The sequence below is a fragment of the Pseudomonas marvdashtae genome (assembly GCF_014268655.2).
In the GTDB taxonomy this organism is placed as follows: Bacteria; Pseudomonadota; Gammaproteobacteria; order Pseudomonadales; family Pseudomonadaceae; genus Aquipseudomonas; species Aquipseudomonas marvdashtae.
This window is the reverse complement of record NZ_JABWQX020000008.1, coordinates 52,855-66,286: the sequence shown is the minus strand read 5'-3', so window position 1 is coordinate 66,286 and position 13,432 is coordinate 52,855. Positions and strand designations below refer to the sequence as shown.

The 13,432-nt window shown below is 61.6% G+C and carries 11 protein-coding genes; 10 read left to right on the top strand and 1 reads right to left on the bottom strand.

The features are described 5' to 3' along the window. Position 1 precedes the first annotated feature (1 nt). Together HU742_RS26010 and HU742_RS26005 are read left to right on the top strand one after the other, a co-directional pair. Positions 2 to 784 carry a thermonuclease family protein gene (locus tag HU742_RS26010; protein ID WP_186639643.1) on the top strand — a complete coding sequence of 261 codons (783 nt, stop codon included), beginning with the start codon at positions 2 to 4 and terminating at the stop codon, positions 782 to 784. A 186-nt stretch (positions 785 to 970) separates the two neighbouring features. After that, a complete protein-coding gene (locus tag HU742_RS26005) occupies positions 971 to 2,239 on the top strand; it encodes a malic enzyme-like NAD(P)-binding protein (protein WP_186639645.1) in 1,269 nt (422 codons plus the stop codon). 261 nt (positions 2,240 to 2,500) lie between these two features. On the opposite strand, the gene HU742_RS26000 is transcribed toward HU742_RS26005, so the two are convergent. After that, on the bottom strand, positions 2,501 to 4,945 hold the full coding sequence (locus HU742_RS26000; RefSeq protein WP_437179915.1) for a penicillin-binding protein 1A: 2,445 nt from the start codon (positions 4,943 to 4,945) through the stop codon (positions 2,501 to 2,503). A 208-nt stretch (positions 4,946 to 5,153) separates the two neighbouring features. Here HU742_RS26000 and HU742_RS25995 point away from each other — a divergent pair, with 208 nt between their 5' ends. The 8 genes from HU742_RS25995 (at position 5,154) to HU742_RS25960 (ending at position 13,371) form a co-directional block, all read left to right on the top strand. Beyond that, positions 5,154 to 6,218: a type IV pilus assembly protein PilM gene (locus HU742_RS25995; RefSeq protein WP_186639648.1), complete on the top strand. Its 1,065-nt coding sequence runs from the start codon at positions 5,154 to 5,156 to the stop codon at positions 6,216 to 6,218. Next, positions 6,218 to 6,784 (top strand): PilN domain-containing protein, encoded by a 567-nt coding sequence (locus tag HU742_RS25990; RefSeq protein ID WP_186644372.1) that lies wholly within the window; start codon positions 6,218 to 6,220, stop codon positions 6,782 to 6,784. The genes HU742_RS25995 and HU742_RS25990 overlap by 1 nt, the downstream gene beginning before the upstream one ends. Next, entirely contained in the window at positions 6,781 to 7,404 is a 624-nt protein-coding gene (gene pilO, locus HU742_RS25985) for a type 4a pilus biogenesis protein PilO (protein WP_186644374.1), read from the top strand. The genes HU742_RS25990 and pilO overlap by 4 nt, the downstream gene beginning before the upstream one ends. Beyond that, the gene (locus tag HU742_RS25980; protein WP_186639652.1) at positions 7,401 to 7,928 is read left to right on the top strand and encodes a pilus assembly protein PilP; all 528 of its coding nucleotides are present in this window, start codon (positions 7,401 to 7,403) and stop codon (positions 7,926 to 7,928) included. Before pilO ends, HU742_RS25980 begins: the two co-directional genes overlap by 4 nt. Before the next feature lie 13 nt (positions 7,929 to 7,941). Continuing rightward, positions 7,942 to 10,014, top strand: a complete 2,073-nt coding sequence (locus HU742_RS25975; protein WP_186639654.1) for a type IV pilus secretin PilQ — start codon at positions 7,942 to 7,944, stop codon at positions 10,012 to 10,014. A gap of 4 nt (positions 10,015 to 10,018) precedes the next feature. Continuing rightward, on the top strand, positions 10,019 to 10,537 hold the full coding sequence (aroK, locus tag HU742_RS25970; RefSeq protein WP_186611754.1) for a shikimate kinase AroK: 519 nt from the start codon (positions 10,019 to 10,021) through the stop codon (positions 10,535 to 10,537). A gap of 148 nt (positions 10,538 to 10,685) precedes the next feature. Continuing rightward, complete coding sequence (gene aroB, locus HU742_RS25965; RefSeq protein ID WP_186611755.1) at positions 10,686 to 11,786, top strand: 3-dehydroquinate synthase; 1,101 nt, start codon at positions 10,686 to 10,688, stop codon at positions 11,784 to 11,786. Positions 11,787 to 11,796: 10 nt separating this feature from the next. Then, positions 11,797 to 13,371 carry an AAA family ATPase gene (locus tag HU742_RS25960; protein WP_186644376.1) on the top strand — a complete coding sequence of 525 codons (1,575 nt, stop codon included), beginning with the start codon at positions 11,797 to 11,799 and terminating at the stop codon, positions 13,369 to 13,371. Positions 13,372 to 13,432 lie beyond the last annotated feature (61 nt).

The window sequence follows — 13,432 nt, the reverse complement described above, 5'->3', positions numbered from 1 at the left end:
GATGAAAAAGGCGTCCCTTGCGGGCGCCTTTTTTGTGTCTGCAATTTGGCTCTGCGGTGCCCAGGCGTCTTGTCCCTTGCAGGCCAGTGTGCCTGAGGTGCAGGTGCAGCGCGTGGTGGACGGCGACACCTTGTACCTTGAGGATGGCCGTCGTATCCGTATGATTGGCCTCAACAGCCCGGAGCTGGGCAAGCGCGGACGTGCCGATGAGCCGTACGCCGTGGCGGCGCGCCAGCGACTCGAGGCCTTGGTGGCTGCCAGTGCTGGTCGTGTCAGGGTGTTGCCCGGCAAGGACGACCGGGACGACTACGGGCGCACGCTGGCCCACGTCTATGATCGTCAGGGCCGGAACCTGGAAGAACAGTTGATTGCCGAGGGATTGGGTTTCCTGGTTGCGGTTGCGCCGAACGTCGATCTGGTCGAGTGCCAGCAGGCGGCGGAGCGCCAGGCACGGCAAGCCGGGCTGGGCCTGTGGAAGCAGTCCCCGGTGGTGCGAGCGGAGCGGGTCAGCGCACCTGGTTTCGTACTCACCAGTGGGCGTGTAGCCAGTGTGCAGCGCAATCGCGGCGGTATCTGGATTCAATTGGAGGGATCGGTTGTCCTGCACATCGCCCCAGGCATGCAGCGAAACTTCGATGCCTCGAAGCTCAAGCGTCTGGAAGGTCGGAAAATCGAGGCGCGCGGTTGGGTCGTTGATCGCGCCCGACGTGGCGCGGCCAAGCCTGGGCAGGCGCGATGGATGCTGCCGTTGACTGATCCTGCGATGCTGCGGGCGTTACGCTGAGAAAAATAATTGTGGACATTTTTGCCTTGGATTGTATGCATCAATCCCTTGTGTTTCGTAGCTCTTGGCCCAAAGTCGTAGGGCAGGGCGCTTGACAGCAGTGACTGGTCAGTCTTGTAGGGACTTTGCGAGGCGCGTATCCTCGGCGGTCCGTCTGTCCAACACAGTAAAAAGCGGAATGCCCACATGTCTGATCTGAAAACTGCCGCTCTCGAATATCACGCTAATCCTCGTCCAGGAAAGCTGAGTGTCGAGCTCACCAAGGCCACCGCTACTGCCCGCGACCTGTCGCTGGCCTACAGCCCCGGCGTAGCCGAACCAGTACGCGAAATCGCTCGCGACCCTGAACTGGCCTACAAATACACCGGCAAGGGCAACCTGGTTGCAGTCATTTCCGATGGCACCGCGATTCTTGGCCTGGGCAACCTCGGCCCATTGGCCTCCAAGCCTGTGATGGAAGGCAAGGGCGTGCTGTTCAAGCGCTTTGCTGGCATCGACGTGTTCGACATCGAAGTCGACTCCGAAAGCCCACAAGCCTTCATCGACACCGTCAAGCGTATCTCCATCACCTTCGGTGGTATCAACCTGGAAGACATCAAGGCACCAGAGTGCTTTGAGATCGAGCGCGCCCTGATCGAACAGTGCGACATTCCGGTTTTCCACGACGACCAGCACGGTACCGCAATCGTCACCGCGGCCGGCATGATCAACGCCCTGGAAATCGCTGGCAAGACCCTGCCGGAAGCCAAGATTGTCTGCCTGGGCGCCGGCGCTGCGGCCATCTCCTGCATGAAATTGCTGGTGAGCATGGGTGCCAAGATCGAAAACATCTTCATGGTCGACCGTACAGGCGTGATCCACTCCGGCCGTGACGACCTGAACCAGTATAAGGCCGTGTTTGCCCACGCGACCGACAAGCGCTCCCTGGCGGACGCGCTGGAAGGTGCCGACGTTTTTGTTGGCCTGTCGGGTCCTAACCTGCTGAGCCCGGAAAACCTGCTGCGCATGGCGCCGAATCCGATCGTGTTCGCCTGCTCGAACCCGGACCCGGAAATCTCCCCGGAGCTGGCTCACGCGACCCGCAATGATGTAATCATGGCCACCGGCCGTTCGGACTACCCGAACCAGGTCAACAACGTCCTGGGCTTCCCCTTCATCTTCCGTGGTGCCCTGGACGTTCGCGCCAAGCGCATCAACGAAGAGATGAAAGTCGCAGCCGCCAACGCCTTGCGCGAACTGGCCAAGCTGCCGGTGCCTCAGGAAGTGTGCGACGCCTACGGCGGCATCAAGCTGGAGTTCGGTCGTGAGTACATCATTCCGAAACCAATGGACGCCCGCCTGATCACCCTGATCTCCGACGCCGTGGCCAAGGCCGCGATCGAGACCGGCGTGGCGACCCTGCCGTATCCGAAGAACTACCCGCTCAAGAGCGTGGATGACGTGTTTAACGGTTAAGCCGTTGTAACGCTTCAACGAAAAGCCCCGGCTCCTGTGAGTCGGGGCTTTTTATTGGGATAGGAATAACCCTTCGAGAAAACCACAGAACCCGTGGCGAGGGAGCTTGCTCCCGCTGGGCTGCGCAGCAGCCCCAAAAGAGGCGGTCGCTGCGCAACCGAGCGGGAGCAAGCTCCCTCGCCACAGGTTATCTACACAATGTCCGATTGAAAAAAAGCCCCGCACTTCTTCCGAAGGCGAGGCATTTTTGGAGTGGGCCGGTCAGAACAAATCGATCGGTGCCGCTTCATCCGCCGGCAGCGGGCTGCCTGGTGCTACACCGTTGCCCAGCTCGTTGGCCGACGGCGGCGTGTCTTCGCTCTTGAACAGCTCGAAGTACGCCCCCGGAGTGCCTGGCGTAGCGGCACGGCCGCTGACCGGGTCGACCCGCAGGCTGAGGATGCCTTCCGGCTCCGGTTGGGTGTGGGGCGGTTTGTCCTTGAGGGCGGCGCCCATGTAGGTCATCCAGATCGGCAGCGCCACGGTGCCGCCAAACTCGCGGCGACCCAGGCTCTCGGGCTGGTCGAAACCGGTCCAGACGGTGGTGACGTAATCGGCGTTGTAGCCGGAGAACCAGGCGTCCTTGGATTCGTTTGTGGTACCGGTCTTGCCTGCCAGGTCGGTACGACCCAGCGCCAGGGCGCGGCGACCGGTGCCGAGCTTGATGACGTCCTGCAGCATGCTGTTGAGGATGTAGGTGGTGCGGCCGTCAACAATGCGTTCGGCGATGGCTGGCGCTTGGGGGACGGCGGGGGCGGTGGTGGCTTCGCCTGCCACCGGGTTGACCGTGAACGTCTCGGTGGACGGCGCCGCGACACCCTCGCTGGCCTCTTCGCCGGAGGGCACCCGTGGCGGGTTGGCGACAAACAGGGTGTCGCCATTGCGGCTTTCGATTTTGTCGATGATGTATGGGGTGATCTTGTAGCCGCCGTTGGCGAACGTGCTCCAGCCGGTGGCGATTTCCATCGGGGTCAGGGTTGCGGTGCCGAGGGCCAGGGACAGGTTGCGTGGCAGGTCCTGCTTGTTGAAGCCGAACTTGCTGATGTAGTCGATGGTGCGGTCCACGCCCAGCGCCTGCAACAGGCGGATCGATACCAGGTTACGTGATTTGTACAGGGCTTCGCGCAGGCGAATCGGCCCGAGGAAAGTGTTGGTGTCGTTCTTCGGACGCCATACCTTGTCCAGATACTCGTCGACAAACACGATTGGCGCGTCGTTGACCAGGCTGGCGGCGGTGTAGCCGTTATCCAGTGCGGCGCTGTAGACAAACGGCTTGAAACTCGAGCCTGGTTGACGCTTGGCCTGCAACGCACGGTTGTAGTTGCTCTGCTCGAAGGCAAAGCCACCCACCAGGGAGCGGATGGCGCCGTTCTGCGGATCCAGCGACACCAGCGCGCCTTGGGCGGCGGGGATCTGGCTGAATTTAAGGGAGTTGTCCGGCTGGCGCTGCACCCGGATCAGATCGCCGACCTGGGCAACGTCCGCGGGCTGGCGAGGATTGGCCCCCATGCTGTTGGTATTGAGGAACTGGCGGGCCCATTTCATGGTGTCCCAGGCCACGTGCTCTTCCGATTCCCCATTGCGCGTCAGCACCTTGATGCCGTCCTTGTCCACTTGCGTGACGATGGCCGGTTCCAGGCTGCTGATGGTGCGTTGCTTGGTCAGTTCAAGGGCCCAGGCTTCCTTGGTCTTGCCCGGCAGGCGCGATTCAGGACCCCGGTAGCCGTGGCGCTGGTCGTAAGTCATCAGGCCTTCATGCAGCGCCGTATTGGCCATTTCCTGCAGATTGCTCGGTATCGTGGTGGTCACGCGAAAACCTTCGGTGTAGGCGTCGCTGCCATAGCGCCCGACCATCTCGGCCCGGGCCATTTCGGCGATGTACGGGGCATTCACTTCAGGGGTCGGCACGTGATAGCTGGCGTTCAACGGCTCGTTGATCGCGGCGGTGTAGTCGGCTTCGCTGATTTTCCCGAGCTTGTACATGCGCCCCAGGATCCAGTCGCGGCGCTCTTTGCTTCGTGTCGGGTTGGCCAGGGGGTTGAAACGCGACGGTGCCTTGGGCAGGCCGGCGATCATCGCCATCTGCGCCAGGCTGACGTCGCGAATCGATTTTCCGTAATACACCTGCGCCGCCGCCTCGATGCCGTAGGCGCGGTTGCCCAGGTAAATCTTGTTCACGTACAGCTCGAGGATTTCGTCCTTGGTCAGCTGCCGCTCGATTTGCAGGGCCAGGAGAATCTCGGTGGTCTTGCGCGAAAAGCTGCGCTCGCTGGTCAAGAAGAAGTTCTTGGCCACCTGCATGGTGATGGTGCTGCCGCCCGACTGGATATGACCACTCTTGATCAATTGGCTGGCTGCGCGCATCAGGCTGCCTGGATCGACACCATAGTGATTGGCGAAGTTGTCGTCCTCAGCACTTAGTAACGCATTGATGAAATTGGGGGGAATGTCGGCGAAACGGATCGGCGTGCGGCGCATTTCGCCAAATTCGGCGATCAACTTGTTGTCGCTGCTGTACACCCGCAAAGGAATCTGCAACTGAATACTTCTCAGCGCCTCCACGGACGGCAATCCCGGACTAAGGTAAAGAAACGCACCGCTCAGACCCAGCAGCAGTCCGCAGAAAACGGCGACGATGGACCATCCGAAAAATTTCAGCAGACGTATCAAGGCTTTTGGATATCCAGGCAAAGAATGAAAAAGGCGCCAGGTGCAGGGAAGGACCCGTGCTTGCAACAAAGCGAAAAAAAACGCTGGGCATTATAAGCATTTTTTTTCGTCGCAAACGCCATCCGGACATCCATCGGACCGGGGGGATTGAACGCAACGCATATTAGAGAGTCCGTAACTCACGGATAGTCATAGGGAATTGGTAGTGCTACGACTCTTCAATAAAAAAGCCCATGCGCTTCTGGGGATCGACATCAGCTCGACGTCGGTGAAGCTGCTCGAATTGAGTCGCCAGGGGGACCGTTACCGCGTCGAGTCGTATGCGGTCGAACCGTTGCCTGCCAACGCGGTGGTTGAAAAGAACATTGCCGAGCTCGAAGGTGTGGGACAGGCATTGTCGCGGGTGCTGGCCAAGGCCAAGACGCCCTTGCGCAACGTGGCGGTGGCCGTTGCGGGGTCGGCGGTCATCACCAAGACCATCGAGATGGACGCCGGGCTATCCGACGACGACATGGAAAACCAGCTCAAGATCGAAGCCGACCAGTACATTCCTTATCCCCTGGATGAGGTGGCGATCGATTTCGAAGTGGTGGGTGTATCGCCCCGCAGCGCCGAACGGGTCGAAGTGCTGCTGGCGGCGTGTCGCAAGGAAAACGTCGAGGTTCGCGAGGCCGCATTGGCGCTCGCCGGGCTGACCGCTCGCGTGGTTGACGTGGAAGCCTACGCGCTGGAGCGCGCCTTCGGCCTGCTCGCAACGCAGTTGGCCGCGTCCCAGGAGCGCCTGACCGTGGCGGTGATCGACATCGGTGCCACGATGACCACGCTCAGCGTGCTACACAATGGCCGCATCATTTATACCCGGGAACAACTGTTTGGTGGCCGCCAACTGACCGAGGAAATCCAGCGCCGCTATGGCCTGACCCCCGAGCAGGCCGGCCTGGCGAAAAAACAGGGCGGCTTGCCGGACGACTATCTCAGCGAGGTGTTGCAACCGTTTCGCGAAGCGCTGGTCCAGCAGGTGTCGCGCTCCTTGCAGTTCTTCTTCGCTTCGGGCCAGTACAGCGCGGTGGATCACATTCTGCTGGCCGGTGGCACGGCGTCGGTTGCGGGCCTGGATCGGCTGATCGAACAGCGCTTGGGCACACCGACCCAGGTGGCCAACCCGTTCACCAACATGGCCTTGAGCAGCAAGGTCAATGCGGGCGCCCTGGCCAGTGACGCGCCGGCGCTGATGATCGCCTGCGGGCTGGCCCTCAGGAGTTTCGACTGATGGCGCGGATCAACCTTCTACCCTGGCGCGAAGAGCTGCGCGAAGAGCGTCGCAAACGCTTTTTACTGGCGCTGGTGGGGGCGCTGGTCGGCGCGGTAGGGCTGACGCTGATTGCGGTGCAGTACCTGAACAGCGCCATCGACTATCAAACGGCACGTAATGGCCACATCACCGAGCAGATTGCGATACTCGACGAACGCATCCAGCAGATCAGCGAGCTCAAGGCTCGTCGGCAACAACTGCTGGAGCGCATGCGCATCATCCAGGACTTGCAGGGTAACCGACCGGTCAGCGCACGCATTTTCGACCAGCTGGCGCGGACCTTGCCGGACGGCGTGTATTTCACCGAGGTAAAGATGGAGGAGGGCACGCTCTCCATCAAGGGCGCGGCGCAGTCCAACAACCGCGTCTCGGACCTGATGCGCAACCTGGACTCATCGGACCTGTTCGACGCGCCCAGCCTGACGGAAGTCAAGGCCACCACGGCAGGCCAGCTTGACCAGGCGAACGTTTTTCAGCTGACGGTTCGCCAGACCCGCCCGGCCGATGCGGAGGACGCCCAATGAAGCCGGGGGAGTGGCTGGACGCGCTGCGCAAGATCGATATCAGTGACCTGGATACCAACAACGTCGGTTCGTGGCCCATGGCGGTCAAGTGGCTGGCCGGCATCCTGTTGGTCATCCTGGTGCTGGGACTGGGCTATAACTTTGCTTTGAGCGACCTGCAAACCCAGCTGCAGCAGGTGCGCGAGGAAGAAAGTACGCTTAAGGCGCAATTTGCGGGCAAGGCCCACATGGCGGCGAACCTGGAGCGCTACACCGAACAGATGAAGCAGATGGAGACCTCCTTCGGCGTGCTGTTGCGGCAATTGCCCAGTGACACCGAGGTGCCGGGCCTGCTGGAGGACATCACCCGCACGGGCCTGGGCAGCGGCCTGGAGTTCGAGGAAATCAAGCTGTTGCCGGAAGTCACCCAGCCGTTCTACATCGAGTTGCCGATCCAGATCACCGTGACGGGCGGCTACCATGACCTGGCGACTTTCGTCAGCGGTGTGGCCGGGTTGCCCCGGATCGTCACCCTGCACGATTTCGAAATCGCACCGATGGAGCCCGAAGCAGGGGCGAAGCTGCGCATGAGCATCCAGGCCAAGACCTACCGGTACAACGAGCAGGAGGCCCAGCCATGAGGGCGACCTGTCGCATCAGCCTGCTGGCCGGGTTACTCGCGTTGGCTGGTTGCAACAACGGCGACGGCTTCAGCGACCTGGACGCCTATATGAACGAGGTACGCCTGCGCCCGCCCGGCAAGATAGAACCCACGCCGACCTTCAGGCCTAACGAAACCTTTACCTACAGCGCCGCCAATCTGCGTAGCCCATTCTCCCAGCAGGTGCGCGTGGACCAGGCCGGCCGGCAACAGGGCTCGCGCAACGTGCGGCCCGACCCCAATCGAGCCAAGCAATACCTGGAAGGCTTCAACATCGAACAGTTTGAAATGGTCGGGACGATCTCCAATGCCAGTGGCTCCTTTGCGCTCTTGCGCGGCGCGGGTGGGGTGCATCGGTTGAAGGTCGGAGACTATCTGGGGCGCAACGACGGACGGATCGTCGCCATCAGCGCCACCCAGGTCGATGTGGTCGAAATCGTTCCTGACGGCGAAGGTGCCTGGCTGGAGCGGCCTCGGACCATTCCTTTGAAAGAGCATTCATAGTGGAATTCGAACAATGAACAGGATTTTTCCAGCCCTCGGTATTTCGCTATGGATAGCGCTGCTGTCGCCGACGGTTCATGGGGCCAGCCTGAAGACGCTCGATGTCGCGACGTTGCCGGGTGACCGTATCGAGCTGAAGCTTGCCTTCGACGGGCCACCACCGACGCCGCGAGGCTATACCACCGAACAACCGGCCCGTATCGCGCTGGACCTGCCCGGCGTGACCAGTCAATTAACCAGCAAGAGCCGTGACCTTGGCGCAGGCAACGCGCGCAGCGCCACGGTGGTAGAGGCGGGTGAGCGAACCCGGTTGATCATCGGCCTTACGCAATTGGCGCCTTATGACACGCGAATCGAGGGTAACAACCTGTTCGTGGTGGTCGGCAAGGGCGCGGCTGCCAGGACCTCCACGCAGCCCCCGCGCCCGGCAATCGCCAGCCCTGCGCCCGCCAGGCCCAGCGCCTCGCTGGGCAAAGCCATCAGGGGGGTGGATTTCCAGCGTGGCACCCAGGGTGAAGGCAATGTAGTGATCGACCTGTCGGACCCTTCCATCGCTCCCGACATCCAGGAGCGCGAAGGCAAGATCATCCTCAATTTTGCCAGGACGCAATTGCCCGAACCGTTACGGGTGCGCCTGGACGTCAAGGACTTCGCCACCCCGGTGCAATTCGTCAATGCCAGCGCTGGCGCCGATCGCGCCACCATCAGCATCGAGCCCAGCGGCACGTTCGACTATTCGACCTACCAGACCGACAACAAGCTGACCGTCAGTGTCCGGCCAATGAGCGTCGAGGACCTGCAAAAACGCAACACCGATCGTGCCGCCTATAACGGCGAAAAGTTGTCCCTCAACTTCCAGGACATTGAAGTGCGCTCGGTGCTGCAGTTGATCGCCGACTTCACCAATCTGAACCTGGTGGCCAGCGACACGGTGCAGGGCGGGATCACACTGCGCTTGCAGAACGTACCTTGGGACCAAGCGTTGGACCTTGTGCTCAAGACCAAGGGGCTGGACAAGCGCATGGTTGGAAATGTGCTGCTGGTGGCGCCGGCGGATGAGATTGCGGCACGCGAGCGCCAGGAGCTGGAATCCCAGAAGCAGATTGCCGACCTGGCGCCGCTGCGGCGCGAGCTGTTGCAGGTCAACTATGCGAAGGCGGCCGACATTGCCAAGCTGTTCCAGTCGGTCACCAGTGCCGAGGCGAAGGCGGACGAGCGGGGCACGATCACGGTCGATGAGCGGACCAACAACATTATTGCCTACCAGACCCAGGACCGACTCGACGAGCTGCGCCGGATCGTGGCGCAACTGGATATCCCGGTGCGCCAGGTGATGATCGAGGCGCGAATCGTCGAGGCCAACGTCGATTACGACAAAAGCCTGGGCGTGCGTTGGGGCGGCTCGATCCAGAACAAGGGCAACTGGAATTCGTCCGGCGTCTCCACCGGGGACTCCACCACCATTGGCACGCCGGGCAGCACCAGCACCAACCAGCCGTTCGTCGACCTGGGCGCGTCAGGCAATACGTCGGGAATCGGTATCGCGTTCATCACCGACAACGTGCTGCTGGATCTGGAGCTGACGGCCATGGAAAAGACCGGCAATGGGGAAATCGTCTCCCAGCCCAAAGTGGTGACCTCCGACAAGGAGACCGCGAAAATCCTCAAGGGCACCGAAATTCCCTACCAGGAAGCCAGCTCCAGCGGCGCCACCTCGGTGTCGTTCAAGGAAGCCGCGCTGTCGCTGGAGGTGACCCCGCAAATCACTCCGGACAACCGCATCATCATGGAGGTCAAGGTCACCAAGGATGAGCCGGACTACTTGAACATGGTGCAGGATGTGCCGCCGATCAAGAAAAACGAAGTCAACGCCAAGGTCCTGGTCAATGATGGCGAGACCATTGTGATTGGCGGGGTTTTCTCAAATACTCAGAGCAAGGTCGTAGATAAGGTGCCATTTCTTGGCGATGTGCCGTATCTTGGCCGCCTTTTCCGGCGTGATGTGGTTTCGGAGAAAAAATCCGAGCTGCTGGTGTTTCTCACTCCGCGTATCATGAACAACCAGGCGATTGCTGTGAGTCGTTGATTCTGTGCGAAATTTGATTCTTGTTGGACCGATGGGGGCTGGAAAAAGCACCATCGGTCGTCTGCTGGCCAAAGAGCTGCGCCTGCCATTCAAAGATTCCGACAAGGAAATTGAATTGCGCACGGGTGCCAATATCCCGTGGATCTTCGATAAGGAAGGCGAGCCGGGCTTTCGCGACCGCGAGCAGGCGATGATCGCCGAGCTGTGTGGTTTCGAGGGTGTGGTGCTGGCCACCGGCGGCGGCGCGGTGATGCGCGAAGCCAATCGTCGGGCGCTGCATGCCGGCGGACGGGTGGTCTATCTGCATGCATCCGTCGAACAGCAGGTCGGCCGCACCGCCCGTGATCGCAACCGCCCGCTGTTGCGTACCGCCGACCCGGCCAGGACCCTGCGGGACCTGCTGGAGGTGCGTGACCCGCTGTATCGGGAAATAGCCGATCTGGTCATCGAAACCGATGAGCGTCCGCCGCGGATGGTGGTGCTGGAAATTCTGGAGCGCCTGCAACAATTGCCCCCCCGTTAATGCGCCGCGCGAAATGCGCTATCCTCGGCATCCCGTCCAAGCCCGACTGGGGCGTGGCGGATGGCCATTAACTGGCGTCATGGCAGGCACCACGGACTTTCGTTAATTGCAGGCAGGACGCCTGATTTCATCTTCACTGTGGGGACACATGCAGACACTTAAGGTCGATCTGGGCGAGCGCAGCTACCCGATTCACATTGGCGAAGGCTTGCTGGACCAGCCAGAACTGCTGGCGCCGCACATCGCTGGGCGGCAAGTGGCAATCATCACCAATGAAACCGTCGCCCCTTTGTATCTGGAACGCCTGACTCGCAGCCTGTCGGCTTATTCGGTCATTTCCGTCGTGTTGCCTGACGGTGAGGCCTTCAAGACGTGGGAAACCCTGCAATTGATTTTCGACGGGCTGCTGACCGCGCGGCATGATCGCCGCACCACCGTGGTCGCCCTGGGTGGCGGCGTGATCGGTGACATGGCGGGTTTTGCCGCGGCGTGTTATCAGCGCGGTGTGGATTTCATCCAGATTCCAACCACGCTGCTTTCCCAGGTCGACTCGTCGGTCGGAGGCAAGACCGGGATCAACCATCCGCTGGGCAAGAACATGGTGGGTGCGTTCTATCAGCCCAACGTGGTGCTGATCGACACCGCCACGCTCAAGTCCTTGCCGGCGCGCGAGCTGTCTGCCGGGTTGGCGGAAGTCATCAAGTACGGGCTGATCTGCGACGAGCCATTCCTGGGTTGGCTCGAAGACAACGTAGATCGCCTGCGTGCGCTGGATCAAACGGCGCTCACCTACGCCATCGAGCGTTCCTGCGCAGCCAAGGCTGCCGTGGTTGGCGCCGATGAGCGCGAGTCGGGCGTGCGTGCCACGCTCAACCTGGGCCACACCTTCGGCCACGCCATCGAAACCCATATGGGTTATGGCGTCTGGCTGCATGGCGAGGCCGTTGCCGCGGGGACGGTCATGGCCCTGGAGATGTCTGCGCGCCTGGGCTGGATCAGCGAGCAGGAGCGTGATCGTGGAATTCGCCTGTTCCAGCGCGCCGGGCTGCCGGTCGTTCCGCCCGAAGAAATGACCGAGGCGGATTTCCTTGAACACATGGCAATCGACAAAAAAGTGATCGACGGTCGTCTGCGTCTGGTGCTGCTGCGCCACATGGGCGAAGCGGTGGTGACCGACGATTATCCGAAAGAGGTTCTACAGGCCACGCTGGGAGCGGACTACCGCGCCCTGGCTCAGCTTAAAGGTTAAGAAGATTTCGATGACTAGTTTGCATGCCGACGAGGCTTTCCTCGGCCACTTCCAGTTAAGTCATGACCCATTTGCTCCTCGGGTCCCAGGCTTCAAGTTCTTCCCGGCCCAACGCAAGCCGGTGCTGGGCCAGTTGCACCACTTGGCGCGCTACAGCCAGTTGCTGTTGGTCGTCACCGGCCCCCAGGGCAGCGGCAAGACGTTGCTGCGCCAAGCGCTGGTGGCCAGTACCAACAAACAGTCGGTGCAAAGCGTGGTGGTGTCGGCCCGTGGCGCGGGCGATGCGGCGGGTGTGTTGCGTCAAGTGGCCCAGGCGCTGAATGTCGCCCAGGCGGAGATTGGCGCAATTCTCGACCAGATCGTGCAATTGGCGCTGACCGGTCAGGAAGTCTATCTCCTGGTGGATGATGCCGAACAACTCGACGAATCTGCCTTGGAAGCCTTGCTGGCCCTCGCCGCCGGTGCACCGGAAGGACGCCCTCACGTGTTCCTGTTTGGCGAGTCGTCGTTGATCGCAGTTCTAGACCAACTGGAACTTGAGGAAGAGCGTTTCCACGTCATCGAACTGGCGCCCTACACCGAGGAAGAAACACGCGAATACCTGGCGCAGCGTCTTGAGGGTGCGGGCCGGGGTATCGAACTTTTCACCGCGGATCAGATCTCTGAGATTCACGAAAGCTCCGACGGCTGGCCTGGCAACATCAACCAGGTGGCTCGAGATGCTCTGATCGAAATCATGATCGCCAGCCGCTCAGCGGTGAAGCGTCCAAGTATGGGGTTCAACATGCCGAAGAAACACGTATTGGCGATTTCCGCCGTGGTCGTGGTCGCGGTCGCTGCCGCCTGGCTGATGCCAGGTCGCAACAAGGCACCCACCACCGGCGCACCTGCCAACGAACAGGCACAGCTGCCTCTCGGTCAGGGCACGCCGCAACCCAACGCAGGTGCCGGCGCCCCGGCGGTGGAATTTGCCGGCAACACGCAGCCAATGCCGCTGCCGCTGGTCGGGCAGTCACAGCCGGTCATGCGCGGTCCCCTGGCTGAAGCGGCTGGCGGAATTACCGAAGGCGACGACGGCGCACCGCCGCCGATCGAAGACACCAGCGACGTACCACCTACCGTGACCACCACCGCGCCACCTGCCGGTGTGCCTGCCGGTCCGGCGCCGACCCCAGCTCCCGCCAAGCCGACTCCGGCGCCGACCCAGTTGGCGACCGCCAAGCCTGCTCCGGTTCCAGCGCCTGCCACCAAGCCGGCCCCAGCGGCCAAGCCTGCCGCCACCCCGGCCAAGGCCGCGGGCGGTAGCTGGTATGCCGGCCAGGCGCCGGGCAACTACGTGGTGCAGATCCTCGGCACCAGCTCCGAAACTGCTGCGCAGAGTTTCGTCAAGGAGCAGGGCGGCGAGTACCGTTATTTCAAGAAAGTGCTCAACGGCAAGCCGCTTTACGTCATCACCTACGGCAGCTTTGCCAACCGTGACGCAGCCGTTTCCGCCATCAAGGCCTTGCCAGCGAAGGTTCAGGCTGGTAAACCTTGGCCTCGCACTGTCGCCAGCGTCCAACAGGAACTGGCAGCAACTCGCTGATGATTCGGCGGCCTTACCCAGGCCGCCTCTCCCGGCAACCTCAAAATTTCCGCAACGGCGA